Source organism: Aeromonas sp. 97A, from assembly GCF_051919185.1.
GTDB lineage: Bacteria > Pseudomonadota > Gammaproteobacteria > Enterobacterales > Aeromonadaceae > Aeromonas > Aeromonas veronii.
This window is the reverse complement of sequence record NZ_JBQBFF010000001.1, coordinates 3,954,284-3,976,250: the sequence shown is the minus strand read 5'-3', so window position 1 is coordinate 3,976,250 and position 21,967 is coordinate 3,954,284. Positions and strand designations below refer to the sequence as shown.

17 protein-coding genes are annotated in these 21,967 nt (G+C 59.3%); 2 read left to right on the top strand and 15 right to left on the bottom strand.

Translation table 11 applies throughout. The annotated features are described in order from the left end of the window. Positions 1-4: 4 nt before the first annotated feature. The 4 genes from ACTG27_RS18125 to ACTG27_RS18110 are packed head-to-tail and all read right to left on the bottom strand — an operon-like array spanning position 5 to position 3,577. Complete coding sequence (locus ACTG27_RS18125; protein WP_257696199.1) at positions 5-781, bottom strand: ABC transporter permease; 777 nt, start codon at positions 779-781, stop codon at positions 5-7. After that, entirely contained in the window at positions 774-1,673 is a 900-nt protein-coding gene (locus ACTG27_RS18120; protein WP_159162729.1) for an ABC transporter permease, read from the bottom strand. Before ACTG27_RS18120 ends, ACTG27_RS18125 begins: the two co-directional genes overlap by 8 nt. Then, positions 1,673-2,506, bottom strand: coding sequence for an alkaline phosphatase family protein (locus tag ACTG27_RS18115; RefSeq protein ID WP_439980112.1), 834 nt, complete (start codon positions 2,504-2,506; stop codon positions 1,673-1,675). Before ACTG27_RS18115 ends, ACTG27_RS18120 begins: the two co-directional genes overlap by 1 nt. A 9-nt stretch (positions 2,507-2,515) precedes the next feature. Continuing rightward, positions 2,516-3,577, bottom strand: a complete 1,062-nt coding sequence (locus ACTG27_RS18110; RefSeq protein ID WP_439980538.1) for an ABC transporter substrate-binding protein — start codon at positions 3,575-3,577, stop codon at positions 2,516-2,518. Positions 3,578-3,841: 264 nt separating this feature from the next. Between ACTG27_RS18110 and ACTG27_RS18105 the strand changes: the two genes are divergently transcribed. Next, positions 3,842-4,606 (top strand): UTRA domain-containing protein, encoded by a 765-nt coding sequence (locus tag ACTG27_RS18105; RefSeq protein WP_106843552.1) that lies wholly within the window; start codon positions 3,842-3,844, stop codon positions 4,604-4,606. A 40-nt stretch (positions 4,607-4,646) separates the two neighbouring features. Here ACTG27_RS18105 and ACTG27_RS18100 read toward each other — a convergent pair whose 3' ends face one another. Both ACTG27_RS18100 and ACTG27_RS18095 read right to left on the bottom strand, forming a co-directional pair. After that, positions 4,647-5,411 (bottom strand): helix-turn-helix domain-containing protein, encoded by a 765-nt coding sequence (locus ACTG27_RS18100; protein ID WP_005336490.1) that lies wholly within the window; start codon positions 5,409-5,411, stop codon positions 4,647-4,649. Between the two features lie 254 nt (positions 5,412-5,665). Beyond that, complete coding sequence (locus ACTG27_RS18095) at positions 5,666-5,869, bottom strand: hypothetical protein (protein ID WP_149151939.1); 204 nt, start codon at positions 5,867-5,869, stop codon at positions 5,666-5,668. 818 nt (positions 5,870-6,687) lie between these two features. On the opposite strand from ACTG27_RS18095, the gene ACTG27_RS18090 reads away from it, so the two are divergent. Continuing rightward, on the top strand, positions 6,688-7,314 hold the full coding sequence (locus ACTG27_RS18090) for a porin family protein (protein ID WP_439980110.1): 627 nt from the start codon (positions 6,688-6,690) through the stop codon (positions 7,312-7,314). A gap of 87 nt (positions 7,315-7,401) precedes the next feature. Here ACTG27_RS18090 and ACTG27_RS18085 read toward each other — a convergent pair whose 3' ends face one another. The 9 genes from ACTG27_RS18085 to ACTG27_RS18045 all read right to left on the bottom strand — a co-directional run bounded on the left by ACTG27_RS18085 (position 7,402) and on the right by ACTG27_RS18045 (position 21,786). Next, positions 7,402-8,400, bottom strand: coding sequence for a sensor domain-containing diguanylate cyclase (locus ACTG27_RS18085; RefSeq protein ID WP_236768710.1), 999 nt, complete (start codon positions 8,398-8,400; stop codon positions 7,402-7,404). A gap of 386 nt (positions 8,401-8,786) precedes the next feature. Then, positions 8,787-9,413 carry a hypothetical protein gene (locus ACTG27_RS18080; protein ID WP_245147990.1) on the bottom strand — a complete coding sequence of 209 codons (627 nt, stop codon included), beginning with the start codon at positions 9,411-9,413 and terminating at the stop codon, positions 8,787-8,789. Positions 9,414-9,874: 461 nt separating this feature from the next. After that, positions 9,875-10,984: a hypothetical protein gene (locus ACTG27_RS18075; RefSeq protein ID WP_439980108.1), complete on the bottom strand. Its 1,110-nt coding sequence runs from the start codon at positions 10,982-10,984 to the stop codon at positions 9,875-9,877. Between the two features lie 34 nt (positions 10,985-11,018). Further along, positions 11,019-13,088: an exodeoxyribonuclease V subunit alpha gene (gene recD / locus ACTG27_RS18070; protein WP_439980107.1), complete on the bottom strand. Its 2,070-nt coding sequence runs from the start codon at positions 13,086-13,088 to the stop codon at positions 11,019-11,021. Further along, complete coding sequence (recB, locus tag ACTG27_RS18065) at positions 13,085-16,693, bottom strand: exodeoxyribonuclease V subunit beta (protein ID WP_439980106.1); 3,609 nt, start codon at positions 16,691-16,693, stop codon at positions 13,085-13,087. Before recB ends, recD begins: the two co-directional genes overlap by 4 nt. Further along, complete coding sequence (recC, locus tag ACTG27_RS18060; protein ID WP_439980104.1) at positions 16,693-20,046, bottom strand: exodeoxyribonuclease V subunit gamma; 3,354 nt, start codon at positions 20,044-20,046, stop codon at positions 16,693-16,695. The genes recB and recC overlap by 1 nt, the downstream gene beginning before the upstream one ends. A 258-nt stretch (positions 20,047-20,304) precedes the next feature. Continuing rightward, the gene (locus ACTG27_RS18055) at positions 20,305-20,697 is read right to left on the bottom strand and encodes a DoxX family protein (RefSeq protein ID WP_439980103.1); all 393 of its coding nucleotides are present in this window, start codon (positions 20,695-20,697) and stop codon (positions 20,305-20,307) included. Between the two features lie 39 nt (positions 20,698-20,736). Beyond that, the gene (locus ACTG27_RS18050; protein WP_439980101.1) at positions 20,737-21,423 is read right to left on the bottom strand and encodes a pirin family protein; all 687 of its coding nucleotides are present in this window, start codon (positions 21,421-21,423) and stop codon (positions 20,737-20,739) included. A gap of 30 nt (positions 21,424-21,453) precedes the next feature. Beyond that, entirely contained in the window at positions 21,454-21,786 is a 333-nt protein-coding gene (locus ACTG27_RS18045; RefSeq protein ID WP_013723379.1) for a hypothetical protein, read from the bottom strand. Positions 21,787-21,967 lie beyond the last annotated feature (181 nt).

The window sequence follows — 21,967 nt, the reverse complement described above, 5'->3', positions numbered from 1 at the left end:
TGATTCACCGATGAAATCTGTTGGCCGCCCAGGTGAGCAGCAGGGTCAGCAGGAAGTAGCTCATCACCAACGCACTGGTGAAGTGGCCCGAGGTTGAACGCATGTTGTAGAGGTAGACCTGCAGAGTCTCGTAGCGGGTGCCCACCAGCATGTTGGCAAACACGAACTCGCCGAGCAGGAAGGAGAGGGAGAGAAACAGCGCCGCCAGCAGCCCCTTGCGCAGGCAGGGGATCACCACCAGCAAAAAGGCGCGCCCGCTGCTCGCCCCCAGCAGGTGGGCGGCATCCATCAGATCTTTCAGCGGCACCCCTTGCAGGCTGTTGGCCAGCGCCCGGTACATAAAGGGGAGCACCACGGTGAACCAGGTGCCGATCAGGATCCACGGCGTGCCGATAATCGGCAGCACGCCGTCAGCGTAGATCTGCAACAGCCCGACTGAGGAAACCACTGGCGGCACCGCGAAGGGGAGCAGGATCAACAGGTTCATCCAGGGATCCAGCTTGGGGAAGTAGTAGGCCACCACCAGCACGGTCGGCACCAGCACCAGCGTCCCCAGCAGCAGGGTGGCGAAGCAGACCAGGAGGCTGCGTCCAAACGCCGCCAGAAAGCGCGGATCGCCCCACAGCTTGAGATACCAGTCGAGGGTGAAGCCATCCGGCAGCAGGGTCGCCCCCCAGCGGGTGGAGATGGAGTAGAGAAACGTGGCCAACAGCGGCAGCAGCAGGGTGGCGACCAGTCCACCCAGCACCCACTTTGGCCAGCGCGGCGTCAAATCATGCATGGGATTGCCCCTTGTTCACATAGCTCTTTTTCAGCAGCCACTGGTTGGCGGCCGTCACCACTCCCAGCAGCACCATCAGGATCACCGCCAGCGCCGCCGCCATATTGGGCTCGAGGAAGATGTCGCCGGAGACCAGACTGGCCACCCGGATGGTCACCAGATTGAAGTTGCCGGTGGTGAGTGCGTAGGCGGAGGCATAGGCCCCCACCGCGTTGGCAAACAGGATGATCAGGGTGCCGAGCAGCGCAGGCGTCAGCACCGGCAGTGCCACGTGCCACACATATTGGCGCTTGCTCGCGCCGAGCAGCGCGGCCGCTTGCGGCCACTCATCCTGCAGCGCATCGAAGGCCGGATAGAGCAGCAGCAGGGCGAGCGGGATCTGGAAGTAGGTGTAGATGAGGATAAGGCCCGACCCCGAGTAGAGGTTGAAGCCGTCGATCAATCCCCAGGATTTCAGCAGCAGGGTCACCGCACCGTTAATGCCGAGAATGATGATAAAGGCGAATGCCAGCGGCACACCGCTGAAGTTGCCAGTCATGGTGACAAAGGCCAGCAGCAGCCGTTTGACCCGCTCGCCGCTGTGGCGCAGCGCGGCTGCCCCGAGGGTACCGATAGCCAGCCCCGCCAGACTGGCGATACCGGCGATACGCAACGAGTTGCCGAACGATTGCAGGTAGAAGGGGGAGCTCAAAATCTCCCGGTAGTAGTCGATGCCCCAGCCATCCGGGGTCTGAAAGCTGCCCACCAGCACCCACACCATGGGGGCGAGCTGGAACAGGATCATCAACAGGATAAAGGGCAGCAATACCAGCGCGGGCAGCCAGTGGCGGCGCACCTTGCGCTTGGTTGCCACGGGTTGATCCACGAGAATCTCGGTGGTGGCAGGCATCATCAGTGCACCTCGCGCATAAAGGCCGCCTTGAGCAGCGGTGGCGCTGCCGGCTTGTCGTGGGGGATGCCCAGCAGATCCGCCATCAGGGCGCAGAGCTGGGTCTGGGCGATCACCACTCCATCCGGCCAGCGTTCGATAAAGGCATCGCCAAACAGCCAGAGCGGCACGGTGCGCTCTTCGGGCAGGGTGCCGCCGTGGCTCAGGTCGTTGTTCATGCCGTGATCCGAGGTGACTACCACCTGATACCCCTCCGCCAGCCACTGGGGCAGCAGATCGGCCAGCAGGCTGTCCATGCGGCGTGCCTGATTGCGGTACTGGCGGGAATCGAGGCCAAACTTGTGGCCCGCATCGTCCACCCCCATCGGGTGGATCAGCAGAAAATCGGGGTCATATTGGGTTCTGAGCCATTCCCCATCCATCAGCAGATGGCTGTCGGGATAGTAGTCATCCCAGTAGAAGCAGCCGTGCTGGATGGGCAACTGCTCATCGTGAGTAAAGCGATCGCGGGCCGCCAGCCAGGGGCTGCGGTTGTAGAGTTCGCTCACCCAATGGTAGGCCGCCGCTGCGGTGCGTTTGCCCGCGGCGCGGGCCAGATGGAAGATGGAGTCATGCAGACTGAGGCGACTCACCCCGTTGTGGGTGATGCCGCTCACCACCGGCGGCACGCCGGTCAGGATGCACTCGTAGAGAGGCCGGGAGAGAGACGGCAGGGCTGCATTCAGGGTCGTATGCAGGCCCCGCCCCGCCTCCACCATGCCACCGAGGTAACCCATGGTGTGGGCTACCTCGGCTGCCAGACCATCCACAAGTACCACTATCACCTTGTGTTGCACTGGATTCCCTTACTGCATGTTGATCATGACGGTTTCTTGCCACTGGCGCGGCAGGGCTTTGGAGCTCTGCTCCCAAACGGCGTGATCCTGCACCGGCTTGGCATTGGCGTACTGCTCGGCTGGCAGCAGCTTGGCCTTCACGTCATCCGGCAGGGTCACATTGCTGCGGATCGGGCGGGCATAGCCACGGGCCAGGTTGATCTGACCGGCATCGGAGAGGATATATTCCCGCGCCAGCTTGGCGGCGTTGGGGTTCTTGGCCCATTTGTTGATGATGGTGGTGTAACCGGCGATGACGGAGCCGTCGCTCGGGATCACCACCTCAAACTTCTTGGGGTCGATCTGGTCGCGGTAGTTGAGGGCGTTGAAGTCCCACAGCACACCCACTTCCACCTCGCCCTTCTCGATGTTGGCGATGGTCGGGTCGTTCAGCGACAGGCGCCCCTGCTGGGCCAGCTTGCCGAACAACTCCAGGGCGGGCTTGAGATTCTTCTCGCTGCCGCCAGTAGCATAGGCCGCCGCCAGCACGCCGTTGTTGGCCTGCGAGGCAACGCCCACATCACCCAGGGTCACCTTGTAGTCGCCACCCAGTAGGGATTGCCAGCTGGTGGGGGCGGCCTTGACCAGATCCTTGTTGATCAGGAAGGCGATGGTGCCGGTATAGGCCAGCATCCAGTGACCGTCGGCGTCCTTGGCCCAGTTGGGAATATCAGCCCAGGTGGAGGGTTTGTAGGGCTGGGTGACCCCCTGCTTGACCGCAACCGGACCGAAGGCGCCGCCCACATCGCCGATATCGGCGGTGGCATTGGCCTTCTCGGCGGCGAACTTGGCGATCTCCTGCGCCGAGCTCATGTCGGTATCCTGATGCTTGATGCCGTAGATGCTGCCCAGCTGCTGCCAGGTATCCTTCCAGTTGGCCCAGCTGTCGGGCATGCCGATGCTGTGGAGCTGGCCTTCACCGCGGGCGGCCTTTTCGAGATCCGCGATATTTTCGGCTGCATAGCTATTTGTAGCAAACAACGGTTGGCTGATGGCCACCATGGCCAGTGCACTTGCGATCACGCTTTTCATCATCCCATCCCTCTGGACTAGGTCAGTTAAGGTTCGAGAGGGATGCTAGAGGGGAAATATGACGGTGGCGGGGCGCTTTGATGGCAGTTTCGTGACAATCACCCTGTCATGGCGCTGTCATCCACAGCGGTTACAACTCTGAACCCGAGTTAGGCTGGACTATTCCAGTAAGGGATTGGCCAGCCACCCGCCTTCTGAATAAGCAACAGGGACAAGAGTGTGACCGAGCCGAGATTGAGCGAGCAGAGAGTGAACGAACAGAGCATGGCCGATGGCCGCTCCTCCTCCAAGTGCGAACAGATTTGCCAGACCCTGCGCCGCTATATCGGCAGCGGCCAATTGGGGGCCGGACAGCAGCTGCCCGCCGAACGGGCCCTGAGCGAGCGCTTCGCCACCACCCGCATCACCATCAAGGAGGCGCTCTCCAGCCTCGAAGCGGACGGCCTTATCTACCGTGCCGAGCGGCGCGGCTGGTTTGTGGCACCACCCCGCCTCACCTACGATCCCGCCATCCACACCCACTTTCACCAGTGGATCGGCGAGCAGCAGCGCACCGCCGAAACCCGGGTGCTGGCCCACGGCAGCGAACTTGCCAGCAGCGAACTGTGCCGCTGGATGGGGCTGGAACCCTTCACGCCGCTCTACGAGATCCGCCGCCAGCGGCTGATCGACGGCCGCCCGGTGCTTCATGTCAGCCACCACCTGCTGGCGAGCCGCTTTCCCGATATCGCCAGCGCGCCGCTGGCCAGCTCCCTCACCGAGCTCTATCAGCAGCGCTATGGCATAGGCCAAGGCGGGGCGAGTCTCGAGATCACCCCCTCGGCAGCGCGCGGCGCCATCGCCCGCGCCCTCAATCTGGCGGAGGGGAGCGCCGTGCTGCGGCTGGTGCGGGTCAACTATGACGAGCGTGGTGCTCTGGTGGATTGCGATATCGAGCACTGGCGACCGGATGCGATCCGTATCTGTCTCGATACCCGGGCGTTGCAACCGATCGCAGGCAAGCTGCAACAAACCCGGGTCGCCGATTAGACTCCAGCCAACAGAGCGGATCCCGCAGGATCCGCCGGGATCAGTTGTCGATATTGGGGATCATGTCGTCGAAGCTCTGGTAGCCGCAGTCAGCCAGTTGCAGCGACATGGTGTAGGTCTTGGCGTGCTCCTGCTGACCGATGGCGGGGCGGTTGAGCTTGATCTCCTGATGCCAGTACTCCTTCATCCGGTCGATCAGCGCCATCGCCTCCCCCTCGTTGAGGTGCAGCTGACAGAGCGCCATATAGTTGTTCGACTTGTGCATGTTCTCCACCAGATACTCCCCCAGCACTGACATCGCCTGCCGCGCCTGCTGGCGGGCGAAACGGCTGTGCTGCTCGAAGCTGATCCGCTCGCTGATCAAGAAGTGGTAACTGTTGTCGATACCGAGCTGCAAAATGCCGAGCTTCTCCAGCTTGCGCAGATAGAGGTAGCAGGAAGCATCGGTCAGGCCGTATTCCCGCTTGAGATCGATCAGCGTCTTGTCGCGCCAGAAGATATTGGCGAGAAAGGCGTAGAGCCCCGGCTCGTTGTGAAACGCCTCGTCCTGCTCCTGAGTGAAGACGGCGCGGCGGCTCTGGGCGTCCTGAGTGCGATCCAGCAACTCTTCGAACGAGAGCCCCACCAGATGGCAGATCTCCAGCAGGGTATCGAACGGCAGGGAGGGCTTGTTCATCATCCTCTTCACGGTCGCGATGGAGACACCCATGGCTTCTGCCAGGGTCTGATAGCGGATCCCCTTGTCGGTCAGGGTCTTCTTCAGGGTGTCGAGAATATTGTTGGCCAGGGTCTGGCTGTAGGTCATGCCACTCTTCCTTGTTATCGCACTTTCATTGCATGGTTATGCCGAGTCAGCTTCTGACCTGTTTTTACCTTCAAGGCTCAGATATTGACACCGAAAAAACAGCCTAGAGAAAAAATCGCCTACAACGCCCATCAGGACAGACCAGTTGAACGATGAGGTCGCAAAATCTGACACCAGACAGTGCATATCTTTCAACCCGCAAACATTTTGCTAGTGCTGCATAGAACATCGCGCATAATCGAAACGTATCGAATTCAAGACCCTTCCTGGTTGAGAAATCGATTGTTTGCTTCCAAATTTTTATCTTTTAAACCGTAAGGTTTTTTCTCTTTCCTGGCATTGGGCGGCGCTGATAGCACCGCCCTTTTCTTTTCCCTGAATTCGCAGGTCAGGTCAAGGGCCCCGGCAAGGGGAAGTGTCACCGGCCACCCGCCGCCAACCGATGCGCCAACCATCACGATCGTTCTGGCAAGGTATCCTAAACGATCATCAATACCGTGTTATTGCCATGCAATATATTTAAATGGCTTGCTTGGAAAGCTTCATTAAATATAAAAGCGAATATAATAAAGTTATTTAAAACTCCAAAAATCTATCTTTTAAATAGCTTGTATATATAAGCAAACAAAATTAATCAGACCACACGTCCCATATCTGCTTATCACACCTCATGCCCACCCCAACAACTGCGGCCGGGTGAAGAGAAAAGCCACCCACAAGCACCCATTCGCGTATCTGATGGGTAGCATGGCCCACGCATAAACAGCCTCAAAAGACCACCAAAAGCCACGATGGGAACAATCCCAAACCTCAAAAAGAGCAAAAAACAGGCAAAAAGATAGATTTTTTTCTCATGGTTTCACCTTGTGAGGCGTTCAAAAAATCATCGAAAAGAGCCTGACGCCTGTGAGTGACATCTGAGATGCCAATTTTTAGACAACTCATCACGGCTACGCTCGAATGAAAATTTAATACCAATACAAATCAATAACATAGAATCAAAGCCTAACTCTCAGCCTGTCATTTGCCTCACCAGTTAATTATTTAAACCTCAATAAAGCTAAAACTCTAATAACACCATTTATTAAACAAAATGACCCTGCTTGCAGCCAGTCATATTTAGAAGGATGGGGAAATCACTCTCTTGTTATTCAGAAATGTGCTGACTATACTGCGGCCCCTCTGTGAAAGCAGAGCAATGACGGAAATATAAAAAGCTTCATGGATTGAGCAATATAAATCACACGCAGTTCACGCAACACAAGGTTATTTATCCATGAACAAGTTTAATAAAATTGCCGCTTTCTCCATGCTTGCTCTGGCCATGAATGGCGGCGCCCATGCCGAAGGCTGGTATGCAGGTCTGGATCTGACCACCTCCAAGATGGATCTCGACGGTGACCTCCAGCGCGTTTATGACGCCAAGCTCATCGATGACCAACTCGACGGCGGCAGCCTGATCGTAGGTTACAGCTTCAAACCCTGGTTGGCCGTTGAAGGTGGCCTGCACGCCCAACAGATGGATCAGCTGACCTGGGTGACCTCCCCGATTGCAACCGGCTTTGCCGACACCACCATCGAAACCCGCAGCATCAGCCTGGCCGCCAAGCTGAGTCAGCCGCTGGCCTGGGGCTTCAGCGCCTATGCCAAACCGGGCATCGCCTACACCCGCACCGAAGTGGAAGTTGTCGGCAACGCCACCCTCCTCGGCTTCAGCGGTCAGGTAAACGAGAGCGCAACCAAGAGCAAGGTACACCCCAATCTGGAAGTAGGTCTGGACTACGCTTTCAACGACCACTTCTCTGCAGGTATCGGTTACGAGCGCCAGTTCAACGCCCTGAGCCTGGGTGACGAGCACTACTCTCTGGATACCTTCAAGCTGGGTCTGCGCTACCACTTCTAAGTCGCGCCGCGTCAGTAACAATACAAAAGGGCCGCAGGTTTCAAACCTGCGGCCCTTTTTACTGCTCTTCTTTCCGTACCCTGCGCGTTAGCAGATCTGGTCTTTACCCAGCTGCTTGGCCTGATAGAGCGCCCGATCGGCACGCACCATCAGGCTCTCCTTCTGCTCATCCTGCTGATACTCCGCCAACCCGAAGCTCATGGTAGCGGGCGCATGGGGGCAGATGGGCTCGCTCGCCATCAATGCCTGAAACTTGCTCGCCACCACCAACGCATCCTCGCGGCCGGTGTTGGGCAACAACACCATAAACTCGTCACCGCCCCAGCGGGCCAGCAGATCGATCTCGCGGATATGGCGGCGCACCAGCGCCACTATGTTGATCAGGGTCTGATCCCCGGCGTTGTGGCCATAGCTGTCGTTGATCTGCTTGAAGTTGTCCACATCCATGGCGATCACCGTAAACGGCTGATGGAAGCGGCGCGCCCGCTCGCACTCCAGCTGCAACGCCCGCTCCAGCCGATAGCGACTGGCGGCGCCAGTCAGGGCATCGGTCTCTGCCAGCAGACGGTTCTCCTCGGCTTTCTGTTGCAGCGCCTCGTTGAGTCGCACCAGCTCGGCGGTGCGCTCGGCTACCTGCTGCTCCAGCGACTGATTGCGCCGCTCCAGCTGTTCCAGCAACAACTTGCTGGCGTGGATATCGCGATGGGCGCCGATCATCCGCGCCACAGACCCGTCGGGATTGCGCTCAATGATGCGGCCGTAATCCTCAATCCAGAGGTAACTGCCATCCCGGCAGCGGCAACGGTACTCGGCGCGATACTCATGGGCGCTGCCGCTCAGGCAGAGATCGAACTTCGCCATCACTGCCGCCAGATCGTCGGGGTGGATCACGTTCTCCCAGGTGAAGACGGTATTGCCGAGGGAGTGAGGCTCGTACCCCAGCATCCGGTACCAGCCCGGGTTGCGATAGACAAAACCGGTATTGGCATGCCAATCCCAGATGCCATCGCTGGTCACCTCCAGAATGCCATGCACCACGGCCTCGCTGACATCCGAGATCCTGATCGTGTCACTGTCCTGCACCATAGCAGTTATCCTTGTTCTTCCGCCCCGCGCCACCACGGGAAATCGCGCTGTTGTCGTGAGGCGCTACCTTGGCATATTGCAACAGATCTGTCAGCCAGAACCCCACCGCACCAACGTTTCCACGGTTATCGGCCACTCACGGCGCAGGCTGAATCAGGGTGGCCATAAGTGTGGCTCAAGCGCGCCCCATTTACCGGATTTAACTCACGATTCAGTCATTTGGGGGATGGAATAATCGGGCGGCGCAAGAGGGGTGACCAAGTGCAGCATATTGTGCCAACCCGCTCCCCTCACCCATAGGGAGAGGGGATAAAGCAGCACCGGAAATATGATCGCCAACAACACCGGTTCGATTGGAGAAACTTAATCTGGGCGCGGGAACGAGATTATCCCTTATTTACTTGCTGGAGAGCGGTTGGCGGTGAGGGGATAGAAAAATAAGATTTGTCTGGATATACCTTGTAGCTCTCCAGGTATGAACCCGCCTCGTTAACCCTAGTTTTCACCCATACCTCACCATAATTCCGAATCTGTGCCTTACCAAGCTCACTATCACTGTAACAAAGATCAAACCAATGCCCTGTATGCTTATCTTTTATTTTTAAGCCTGCCTCACAACGGCCGTATTTGCCTTTGGATGGTCCGGGATGAACCACTTTATATTCCGTATCATAACTGATCACTTTATCTGGATAATAATAGACGTACATATCATAGCCATACCATGACGTTATAAGCATCATAAAGAAGCAATTACCAAACGCTTTTGCAATATATTTTAAGGCATGACGTCTGGGACATCGAAAAGCAGTTACTATCGCACCAACTAATCCAAATAACGTACTGATAGTAATGTAGGTGAGCGACTCAGGAACCAAGTCAGCAATAAGTGTTTTATCTGATAATTTTGTCTTGAATAAGATACTTGCCAACCATAGAACAACCAGAAATATAAAGCCAACCCCAAGCAGCATGTTTTTTTGCCGTTCACTTTTAAAACTATGAATTGTCATTTTACTGCCTGATTCATTATTAAAAACGAAAAGTATCCCACCATTTTGCAAGATAAATATGGGCGGTGCAATTCACTTCGTTCATTGCACCCTACCCGATTTTACGAAATGGGCATTGTGTAAACCTGCTCCCCTCACCCTAGCCCTCTCCCAGAGGGAGAGGGGATAAAGCAGCATCGGGGATATGGTATTCGCAATCGCGTGTAAATTCGAGATATAGCCACGGGGCCAAACCTCCCTTCTCCCCTTGCGGGAGAAGGGCCGGGGATGAGGGGAAGGAAAAAAGAGATGATGCAGTAAACGTTGGGCTTCGCTACGCTCAACCACAACCTACACAATCGGTCGGTTGGTGCTGTGCCTGCGAAGCCCAACATATAAGATTGATGAGAAATGGCATTCATAAATTATTGAATGTAAGTAGCAGCCATAGCATCTCATAATAACAAATCACCACAATATATTTAAGACTCGAACATCCTCATAAAGTTAAACCTAGACTTTCCTTTGACTGGTCTCAAATCAACAACACTTCTATATAAAAGACTATTCTCAACCCCAATAGCATGTACGCTTTCATCATCAACAAAATAATTATACTGGGCTATCCCCTGATTACTGAATACTTCAGGAGACAAAGGATATGTCGCATATGGATTGTGAAATACATATAGCCCATCAACAACTTTTTCATGATACTCCCTCAGGTCTTGTGACCTCTTCTCCGGAGTACCATATTGATCTATAGACCAAACGGTGTCGACCTTACAGCCACTAAAAAAATTATGCTTCATAGCGCTTAACTTTCCCCATGTTGCAGTACAGGAGAAAATTACAGCACTAACATCTTTCATCCGATCATTAGTGAATAATCCCAGCTGAATCTCAGCACCATTCTCCTTCTCTATAAAACCAAGTTTTTTAACAGGAGGTCCTTTTGGGTAGTTACCTGGATTATCTAAATATTCATCCTCATCAACATAATGATCATACAGAACAGAGCATATTGGTCTCGTATATTGCAAGTTAAACCAAGGCTGCTCAAATGGAGCAGCAGCTATTACAAATGGCTTCCCTTTTACATGTTCGAGATATTTATATTTATTAACATACAGTCGATATTTAGATAATATTGAGTTAGACAGTCTAACCATTGCTTCGTGATTTATTTTCTTGAACCTCTTGATGGACTCCATAGATTCTTTTGTAAAAGTTTTTTCCCACTCTTTTGCCTTGCCATCTGCAGAGTTAGAAACAACAGCTTCTACTATAAATTCACAATATCCTTTAGCTAAGTGAAAATCAGGAGATGGATTCTGCCACTTGATAGAGAACCCTAACTCCTTAAAAACTCTATATAAATATACTTCCCAAAATGTTGAGTTAAATGTTGTCTGGAACTCTTTAACTATTTTTCCATCTCGGTCTATAAATCCATCAGCCCATTGAGAGAATATTTGTCTCTCTAAATGATAAGCATCATGTAAAACTGACTTAAAATTAACATGCTGTTTTTCATCAGGAACAATTATCTTGAAAAAAATCCATTTTTCCCTTCTCCATAAAAAACACACGGTAAAATCTAAAATTCCTAACTATAAACTGAAATCAATTATTCACCCCCAACCTCTCCGCCAATCCGGAATAACGCTCGGTCTTTTTCCGAACCGCTTGTGCCAGCAGGGCACGATCGCCGTAGAGATCGAGGCGGGACTTGGCGCGGGTGATGCCGGTATAGACCAGCTCGCGGGTCAGCAGCGGGCTGGGGCTGTCGGGCAACACCAGCACGGTATGGGCAAACTCCGAACCCTGGGATTTGTGGATGGTCATGGCGTAGACTGTCTCGTGGGGCGGCAAGCGGCTGGGCAACAGGGCACGCAGGGTACCGTCCGGCTGCTCAAACCATACCTTTAACCGGCCAGTTTCGTCGGGCAGGCAGAGCCCCATATCACCGTTGTAGAGGCCGACCCCGTGGTCGTTGCGCACCACCATCACCGGGCGGCCGGCATACCAGTCGCCATCGCGGGCAATCAGGCCAGCCCGTGACAGGGCCAGTTCCAGCCGCTCGTTAAGTCCCAGTACCCCGAACGGGCCATCGCGCAGGGCGCAGAGGATCTGGAAGCTGTTGAATGCCTTGAATACGGCGGCGGGCGCTTCCCCCGCGCGGGCCGCCTTCAGATAGCTGCCGTAACCGGCTACCCCCTGAGCAATCAGGGCATCGTAGGCCTCCCCCGCCCAGGGGTGCAGGCTGATATCGGCGAATCCTGCGCCCCAGACTGATTCCACCGCCGCGGCATCGCCGCTGTTGCAGGCGCGCGCCAGCTGGCCGATGCCCGAATGCTGATCAAAGCGCCAGCTCTTGGCCAGCAAGCAGAGGCTGTCGCGTACCGGAGCACCCGCGGGCGTACCCTGCAAGCGGTAGCCGGTCTGGCGGGAGAGCCACTCCGCCTGCGCGGGGCTGATGCCCTGTTCGATAAAGCTGCAGATATCGCCGAGCACGGCCCCCGCCTCCACCGAGGCGAGCTGATCCTTGTCGCCGAGCAGGATCAGGCGAGCGTGGCTGGGCAACGCATCGAGCAGGCGCGCCATCATCGGCAAGTCGACCATGGAGGCCTCATCCACCACCAGCAGGTCGAGGTGCAGCGGGTTGCCCGCGTGGTGGCGGAACTGGCTGCGCCCCGGAATGACCCCGAGCAGCCGATGCAGAGTGCCCGCCTCGGTGGGGATCGCCTCCACCCACTCGGGGGGCAGATCGAGGGCCTGCAGGGCAGAGCCGATACTCTCGGTGAGGCGCGCCGCCGCCTTGCCGGTGGGGGCCACCAGCCGGATCGCCGGTGCCTTGCCTGCTTGCAGCCCGGTCTCCACCAGAATGGCGAGCAGTTTGGCCACAGTCGTGGTCTTGCCGGTGCCGGGGCCACCCGAAATCACCGCAAAGGGGCGCGCCGCCGCAGTGGCCGCCGCCAGCTTCTGGCCGTTGCAGCAGAGCGCCTCGGGCACCAGCGCATCCAGCTTGCTCAAGTCGCTCGCCGCCTGGGCGCTGGCCAGCAGCCCCTCGATGGCGGGCCAATCCACTTCATTGGGGAACACCAGATCCAGATACTTCTCGATAAAGTGGCGGGCCGAGAAGTCGGGGGCGAGGCGGGCCTTGAGCAGCGCCGCGAACACCAACCCGTAGTCGCGGGCAAACAGCCGCGACAGAGCCGGTGCAATCTCCGGCCATTCGGCACGTTCGCTCAAAGCGCGCAGATGGCGGGCCACCCCCAGTTCAAAATCGTGGTAGCGGGTGAGATAGAGCCGCCCGTGCCACAGCCGCAGCGGCCAGCGCGGGACGAGCCCCTCATCATGTTCCGTACCAACCAGGGGACTCTCTGCAAACAGCGCGGGCCAGCGGGCAGGATCCGCCAGATCTCCCAGCAGATCCAGGCTCTGCTGGGGATCCAGCCCGAACGGGCGCAGGGATCCGGCAGTCAACATTTCAAGCGGCAAACAGACATGGCCACGCCCCAGTTCGAAGCAGGTGAGCGCCGCCCCCAGCACCAGCTCGGGGCTGCCGCCAAGGTCGGCCACCAGCCGGGCAAATTGCAGATCCAGCTGGCGGATGCGGCCAGCCAGCGCCAGTGTTTTCAACCGTTCAACCATCATTGCGCTGGCTGCGGTGCTGATCATGGTGCCGCTCATGCCTCTACCTCGTTTAATTCTCTTGATGAAACACCGCCAGAGCGATCACCGTTTCTAAACAACTCATCCAGCCCCAGCACCAGTTCACGGCTCGGGCGGGTATGGAAAATGCCCCTCTGCGGCATGCCGCGCAGGAACAGATAGAAAACGCCGCCAAAGTGCTGCTCGAAGTCGTAGCCCGGCAGGCGCAGGGTGAGCAGCCGGTGCAATGCCAGCGAGTAGAGCTGGTATTGCAGGTCGTAGCGATGCTCCGCCATCGCCCGCTCCAGCGCCGGACGGCTGTAATCGGCGGGGCTCATGCCGAGGTGGTTCGATTTGTAGTCGAGCAGATACCAGCGCCCCTGCCACTCGAACACCAGATCGATAAAGCCCTTGAGCATCCCCTGCACGGTGGCAAAGCTCAGCGGCTTGTTGCCCCGCGACAGCGGGTCGTGCTGCTGGCAGAGCGCAGTCAGCGCCGGTGCCGTCACCCGTCCCATGGGCAGGAAGAACTCCAGCTCCACCTGTTTGCGCTCGGGGGCCAGATCCCGCAGCCGCACCGGCTCGCCAAAGCCGGTATCGAGCGGAGTATCGAGCACCGCCTCCACCTGCTGTTGCAACACAGGGGCCCAGTTTTCGTCGAAGCCGTCTTGCAGCAACAGACTGGCGATATGCTCTGCCAACGGCTCGCCCGCGGCGCTCTGAAAATCGATGGTCTCGAACAGGCTGTGCAGCAATGTGCCGGGGCGCGCCCCTTTCGGGAAGGTAAAGATGGAGGGCTGGGGCGCCTCCTCCGGCTGCTCGGAAAGCAATGCAGCCGCCTCGGTCACTACCTCGTCATCGAAGCCGGGGTTGGCAAGCACGCCCTTGCTGTGACCGTGACCCTGCGCCGCCAGCCCGGAGTAGGAGCTGATCCACCAGTCCCGCTCAAGGGAGCCGGTAAAGTGGCGCACCTGCGGCTCGCCCAGCTGCTCCTCCTCTGGCGGCAGCGGGGCCGGACGGGTGAGCGAGGGCTCACCGACGGCTACCCCGGGCAGCACCTGTGCCAGCTCGGTCAGGGCGGTGGCCAGCGTCTGCGCATCCCCCTCCTCGCCCTTTTGCAGCAGGTAACCGATGGCGGTATGGTGCAGGTCTGTCTTCTCCGACTTGCCCGCCCCCGCCCGCACCGGTGCCAGCCCCAGCCAGGTGGCGTAGACGCCCCGGGTCAGCGCCACATAGAGCAGCCGCAGATCTTCAGCAAGGCGCTCCCTGTCCGCTTCGGCGAGCGACGAGTCGGCGCCGGTCAGATCGAGAATGGTGCGATTGCCCGCCTCATCCGCCTCGTGATAGAGCGGGGTCTCGGCGGTTCTGTGGCTGCAGATAAAGGGCAGGAACACCAGCGGATACTCCAGCCCCTTGGATTTGTGGATGGTGACGATCTGCACCAGCTTGCGCTCGGATTCGAGGCGCAGTACCTGCTCCGCATCCTGCCCGTTGGGGCGACTCACCGCCTCCCCCAGCCAGCGCAGCAGGGCATATTCCCCGTCCAGCTCGCTGCTCACCTGTTGCAGCAGCTCGCCGAGATGGAGGAAGTTGGTCAACCGCCGCTCGCCGTAGGGGCTCGCCAACAGCGAAGAGGCGAGATTGCGCCGGTGCAGCAGGGCCCGCAGCATCGCCAGCACGCCGCGGCGGTGCCAGATCTTGCGGTACTCCATAAACTCCTGCACCGCGCTCTCCCACGCTCGCTCGTCGCTGGCCAGCCCATCGAGCGCCTTGGCGTCGAGGTCAAACAGGCCGGTCGCCAGCGCCGCCCGCAGGCTGCGCTCTTCGCTCGGGTTCTGGCAGGCGTGCAAAATCAGCAGGATCTCCCGCGCCTCCACCTGTTCCAGCACGCTCTCACGGTTCGACAGATAGACGGAGGCGATGGCAAGCCGTGCCAGCTCCTGCTGCACCAGCTTGCCCTCGGAGCCGGTGCGCACCAGCACGGCGATATCCCCGGCCTTCACCGCCTTGTCGCCGATCAGCGCCTTGCCCTCGCGGGCCAGCGTGAGCAGGCGGTGGATCTCGGCGGCGGTGGCGCGGGCCATCTTGCTCTGGTAATCCCCCCGATTGAAGGTCGGCTGGCCGGTCAGCTGCCAGCAGTGGAGCACAGGGGCGGTGACGCCATCGAGCAGCAGCGCCTTGCTCTTGCCCTGCGCCTCCACCGGCAGGAAGGGGATATCAGCCTCGTAGATAAAGGGATCTTTTGCCCGCTCGAACAGGCCGTTGACCGCCCCCACCAGCGCACTGCTGGAGCGCCAGTTGCGCCCGAGGGTGTAGTGGGCGCTCACATTTCGCCGCGCCTGAATGTAGGTAAAGATGTCGGCGCCACGAAAGCCGTAGATGGCCTGCTTGGGGTCACCGATCATCAACAGCGCCGTGTCGGTGTGGCCGCCGTAGAGACGATGGAAGATGCGGTACTGCTGGGGGTCGGTATCCTGAAATTCATCGATCATCGCCACCCGGTAGGTGGCGCGAATGCGCTCGCAGAGCCGCTCGCCAAGGCTTGAGCCAAGCGCCCCGTCGAGGTCTTTGAGCAAGTCATCGAACGAGAGCTGATGAGCCTGCCGCTTGCTCGCCTGCATCCGGCTGCGCACCACTTTGGCCGCCCGTTGCAGGATCAGATCCCGAATACCGGGGCGGCTCGCCAGCAGCTCATCGATTTGGCTGAACAGCGGCAGGGTCGGCACAGCGCCCCCCTTCTTGAGGTTCTCCTCCAGCACCATCTGGCCAAAGCGCTCCAGCTCCTTGGGAATGGCGTAGCCACTGCTCTCGTCCTGTGCCCAGTCGGCTATCTTGGCAAGCCACCCTTCGTAGTTCTTGCCGGTGTAGCGGCTGATTTGGCCGTCGGTCTGGCGGCGGATCTCGTCCATCTGCGCCAGCCATTCACTCTTCACCGCCGCGATGCAGGCCATGGCCGCCTGATGGCGGGCGGCGAGGGTCTCGTCCCCCAGCGCGGGGTGGATCTCCAGCTCGCTGTTGTCGAGCCAGCTGCCCATCTCCCGCAGCAGGGCGGCGGGGCTCGGCCAGAGCGCGCGCACGGCGCTGGCGAGGGCTTTATCCACCGGATAGAACTCGGATCGCCAGTAGTCGCTCACCGCCTGCAGCCTGAGCTGGCTGTCGTCGGTAAGAAATTCGGTTTCAAAGAGGGCACCCGATTCGAAAGCGTTCTGCTTGAGCATCCGCTGGCAGAAGCCGTGGATGGTAAAGACCGCCGCCTCGTCCATCTGCCGCTCGGCGGCCAGCAGGCGGCGGGCCGCCAGCTCGTGATCCTCCACCTCGGCCAGCAGTTGGGCCAGCAGGGTGTCACTGCTATGACCGCGCATAAAGGCGAGCCGCGCCTCGTGAATGCGACCGCGGATCCGCCCGCGCAGCTCGGCGGTGGCCGCTTCGGTAAAGGTCACCACCAGGATCTCGGTCACCGAGAGCGGCCGCTCGTGGGCGCTCGGCTGACCGGCATCGGCCCCCTCCTCAATGAGCGGGCCGTGACCCAGCAGCAGGCGCAGGTAGAGACCGGCGATGGTGTAGGTCTTGCCGGTACCGGCAGAGGCTTCGATCAGTCGTTCACCATGGAGGGGAAAACGCAGGGTATTGAGCGGGTTAGCCATTATTTCAGCTCCTCCAGGGTCTTGAGCAGCGGGGTCAGGTGTTCGCGGGCCAGCGCCTGCAACTGACCCAGCACCTCGTCATCGAGTTCGGGGAAGCAGCGGGCGACGTAAACGTCTTGCCCCTCCCCATTGATCATCCAGCCGCCGTTGAAACGGGTGAGAGCCGCCTTGTCGGCCGCCTCCGGCTTGTCGGGATCCTTCTCGATCGCCTTGAGCCAATCCCAGGCGGTGTTGGGGAAAAACGGCAGCGGCCGTTTCATCCCCTGTGCCCAGCACGCCACCAGCGCCGCCAGCTTGGGCCGCGCCTCGTCGGCTGCGAGCTTGGCTAACCGCAGGCTCTGTTTGGCATCGAACAGCAGGGTGTCGCCGGGGGCGCTGCTCAATGAGAGGCAGAGGTGCTGGATCCAGCCCAGCAGCAGATCCTTGCCGTTGAAGCTGCCGGGTTTGACCACCAGCAAGCGCCCCTTCTGGGTGTCGATCCACCCTTGCAGCTGGCCCTGAGTCAGCGAGATATCGATCTCCACCGCCTGTTTTTCTGACTCATTGGCCGCAACCCAAGGGCGCAGCCGATCCGCCAGCGTGCCCATTTCGGCATCCAGATCGTCCAGCAGCAGGCTGCCGAACCACCCTTGCGGCAGCAGGCCGGTAAGCTGCAACCGCTCGCGCCGCTCGGTACTATCTCCTTCCGCCAGATGGGCATCGAGCAGCAGATCTTTCAGCTGATAATGTTGCAGGCCATCCAGCTCGAATGGCTCGCTGTCCTCGATGTTGGCTTCGTTCAGCTCAAACCACACCTTGAGGCGGCGGTTGAGGAAATATTTGGTGGGCTGGCGATAGAAGCGCAGCAGCTCGGCCAGCTCCAGCCCCTGCTCCTTGCCCCATTCGGGGGGCAAAGGCAGCTCGCCACTCTGGAAGTTGGCCGCGCCACGCACCGGATTGAGGGCGGGCAACCAGTCGGCGGCATAGGTAAAGAGGCGCGAACCCGGCTCCGGATAGAAGTAGTTGCGGCTGTAGGGGGTGAGCGGATGCGCCACCATCAGGTGCTTGAGCAGCCGCTTGCCGGAGGTTTCGTCGTCGAGATCCTCATCCCCCGCCAGCATGAAGCCCTGTCGCACATAGTCGATCAGCTCCGCCAGCAGCACTGAGGGTACCTTGTCGCTGTTGTCCTGCGCACTGAAGCCCTGATAGCTGATATAGAGCCCCTGCTGGGCGCTGAGCAGTGCCTCGAGGAAAAGGTAGCGGTCATCATCACGACGGGAGCGATCCCCGCGCCGCGACGCCACCGCCATCAAGTCGAACCCCATGGGGGCCAGAGTGCGCGGGTAGACGCCGTCGTTCATGCCGAGCAGGCAGACCTGCTTGAAGGGGATGGAGCGCATCGGCATCAGGGTGCAGAAGTTGACCTGACCGGCGAGGAAGCGCTGGCTGGAGCGGGACTCCCCCAGCACGCTACCGAGGTAGTCCTGCAGCAGGTCGGCGGTAATGGGCTGCTCGAAACGGGCCTCGCCAAGTCGGGTCTGCCACTCGGCCAGCTGGCTGCGAATAAGCTGGAGCTGACGCTCTTCATCCTCGTCGGCCAGATAGAAACGCTCCAGCAGCGCCAGCAGGCAGGCGTTCCACTCGGCCAGCGGCTGCGCCTGTTGCAGGCGGGGCAGGAATTCGGCCAGCGAATCGACAAACCAGGCGAGCTTGCCGAGTGCCAGCCCCTGCTGACCCTCGATATCGGCGTAGGGCAGGATGCCCGCCACCGGCTCGCCATCCCCCATGGCAAAGCCGAGCAGCATGCGGCGCAGGCCGAACAGCCAGCTGTTGCCGGACATGGGCGGCAGATCGAACCGGACGGGGTAGCCGTCGTCCAGCCCCCAGCGGATGCCGGTCTCCTGCACCCAGACCCGCAGTTGGTTGAACTCGTCGTCATCCAGCTCGAAGCGGCGTAGCACGGCGGGCACCTCGAGAATGGCGAGCAGCTCCCCTGCCCCGAAGCGGGCGTTGGGCAGCCTGAGCAGGGCGAGGAAGCTTTGCAGCAGCGGGCTCTCCTGACTCGCCGCACGATCCGAGACCGCAAACGGGATCTGGCCGCGCGCGCCAAACACCGCCTGAATATAAGGGCCGTAGCTGTTCACATCCGGCATCATTACCACCACATCTTTCGGGGTGAGGGACGGGTCCTGCTCGAACAGCGCCAGCAGCCGGTCGTGCAGCACCTCGAGTTCACGCATCGGGCCGTGGCAGGCGTGGATCTGCAAGGATCCATCCGCCGGGCTGATGGGGCTCTTGTGGTGGCTGCTGTCGAGATCGAACTGACCGGCGCCCCGTTCGGCCAGCTCCAGCACATCCTTCTGGATGGCGCGCAGCAGGCTGACATTGCCCTTGGCATCCACCTCGTCGATATCGACGAAGGCCTCGATTTGCGGCACCTCCAGCTCCATCAGCTGATGCAGGTAGTCGCGTCCCAGCTTGCCCATGGAGGCGAGCAGCGGGTTGGCGGGGCCTTGCAATGTCTCGATATCGGTGCCGGGTTTAAGCTTGTTCTCCAACCGAGCCAGGGTCTTGCGATCCAGCAGATCCCCCCAGTAGTAGCGGCAGGGGTTGGTGACGAACAGGTGCACCTCCACCTCCGGCCGACTGCCGAGGGCCAGCAGCGCCTCCACATAGCGCGGCGGCAGCGCCGAGATGCCGAACACAAAGACCCGCTGCGGCAGCTTGCCCGGCAGATCGGCGGTACGCGCCAGCTCGTGGATAAACTCCTCGTAGAGGTTGGCACGGTGGTAGCCGCTCGGAGAGAGTGCCAGAGTGCGGGCCACCAGCTCACGCCACAGCTCCGGCTGCCAATCCTGACCGCTCACCCCGGCCAGCTCCTGACTCAATCCTTCCCCCTCTTCCCAACGAGCGATCCAGTCCGGCCGGTAGACCAGATACTGGTCAAAGAGATCCGCCACCTTCTGGCAGAGCTGCCACAACCGCACCTGCTCGGGCTCCTTGGCAGGATCCGTCTCATCTCCTCCGCCCAGATAGGCGGCAAGCGAGGCAAAGGCGGGGCGCTCCAGCAAGGCGGGCAAAATGGTCATCAGCTGCCAGCTCATGGATCCCTTGTTGTAGGGGCTCTGACGCGGCACATCTGCCAGCACCCGGGTGAACATCTCCCAGATAAAGCTGGCGGGCAGCGGGAAATCGATATTGGCGGCGATGCCGAAGGCTTTGGCCAGCTCCAGCTTGAGCCACTGGGCCATGCCCGGACTCTGCACCAGGATCTGCTCCCGATCGAAGGGGTGAGAGAGAGGGGCCTGCCGGATGCGGCTCACCAGCAGCTCTTTGAGCAGATCCAGCTGATTGGAGTGGTAGAGGGTAAACATGAGCAATTCCCGCCTGTGGATGAGAGGGGGCGAGGGAAAAGGCGAGCCATTTCCGTCACTTCACAAGAGAGGGAATTGTCAGGGATCGGGGGATAAGATGCAAAAGGCACTTGTGGCCAGCAGGCGGGCAAACCGCTGAACCATGAGGGGCGCCGCAGATTTGTGCCGTCGCGTCACCTATCCGGAAAACGTAGACAGAAAAAAGCCGGTGCAGTTGCACCGGCCAAAAGGCATTGGAAAACTTGACTCTTCAGGGCATTACCAGTTTTTGCCGAGACGGGCATCCACACTGAAAGCCCCTGCTCCGGCCGCCGCCAGCGCCAGGAAACCACCGGCAACGGAGACGTTCTTCATAAACATCAGCATCTGCATCTGTTCGGCAGGCTGATAGTGGAAAATAAAGGCAGCCATCAGGGTGAAACCGGCCAGCAGCAAGGAGAGGCTGCGGGTAAAGAGACCCAGCACGACGGCAAGGCCACCACCCAGCTCAAGCAGGATTACCAGCGGCAACATAAAACCCGGTACGCCCATCGCTTCCATATAGCCCTGGGTTCCGGCATAGCCGCCGATCTTGCTCCAGCCCGCCATTACGAACATCAGCGCCAGCAGTACACGACCCGCCAGCAGCGCTACATCTTTCATCTTGTCCATTTCATCTTCCTCGTTTGTGTCACATCACCGCTGACTGCTTCAGGGTAGGTCAAATAACAGGGCTTGGCTGGCACTGGTCGCAACCAGCTCCCACCGGTATTCATCACGACTGAGTACCCCGTCGCCGGGTCGGGCAGCCAGACCGTTGGCGGTCAACTCCCCTGAAATCATCTGCAGGTAACCGTGTCGGCCAGCCAGTCCCCATTCGAGCGTCTCACCCGGGGCCAGTTCCAGCCGCCATACGCGGGCCTGTTGGCGGATCACGAAGGATCCCGCCTCGCCATCCGGTGACGCCACCAGCGTCATGCCCGGTCTGGACTCGATCTTCTTCTGCTGATATCCGGGTGGCGTGCCGAACTCGTTCGGCTCGATCCAGATCTGCAACAGGGAGAGAGGATCCGCCTGCGAGGGGTTGTACTCGCTGTGGCGGATCCCGCTGCCTGCGCTCATCAGCTGGAAATCCCCTGCCGGGATCTGCTCGGCATGGCCGAGGCTGTCCTTGTGCTCTATGGTGCCTTGCAGCACGCAGGTGAGGATCTCCATATTGGCGTGAGGGTGGGTGGCGAATCCGCCACCCGGCGCAACCAGATCCTGATTGATCACCCGCAGTACCGAGTGCCCCATCCACTCCGGGTCATAGTAGTGACCGAAGGAGAAACTGTGGCGCGCGTCCAGCCAGCCAAAATTGGCCTTGCCCCGCGCTTCTGCGGCTCTCAATTGCATCATGGTGTGCTCCTCACCTACCGGGATGGTTGATTAACGCTGTTTGCCGCTACCGATGCCGAACGGAATACGGTATTCGCTGCTCTGGTCAGCCAGGCTGACGGTCAGGTTGCCCTGGGTACGGCTCGGGATCCGCACCTGCTGGGTGCCTGTCAGATTGGCGTGGACTGATGCCAGCAGATCGCCAGACTCGTCACGCACTTCAAGCATCGGATTGGCTTTGCCATCCATTGCGGCAGTGGCGTTCCAGTTCACAAACAGCACGCCGGGCATGGCATTGAAGTCAGCCGGTACGGAAGCTTGGGCGAAACCAGTGGTCATCAGGCCTGCAACGGCCAGCATCTTGATTACGTTTTTCATGTTCATTCACTCTCTTGTTTTATATGTCATTGCCAAGGCCAGCTCGGCCAGAATCAATGCATCCATGCAAGAGGTTATTCAAATAGTGTGTTGTTCTTTCACCGACATCAGACAGACCGATTTGGTGTGTCACAGTGCGGAACTACCCGCATATTTGGCCGCTCGACGTTCCTGCCTAAGCGTTGAT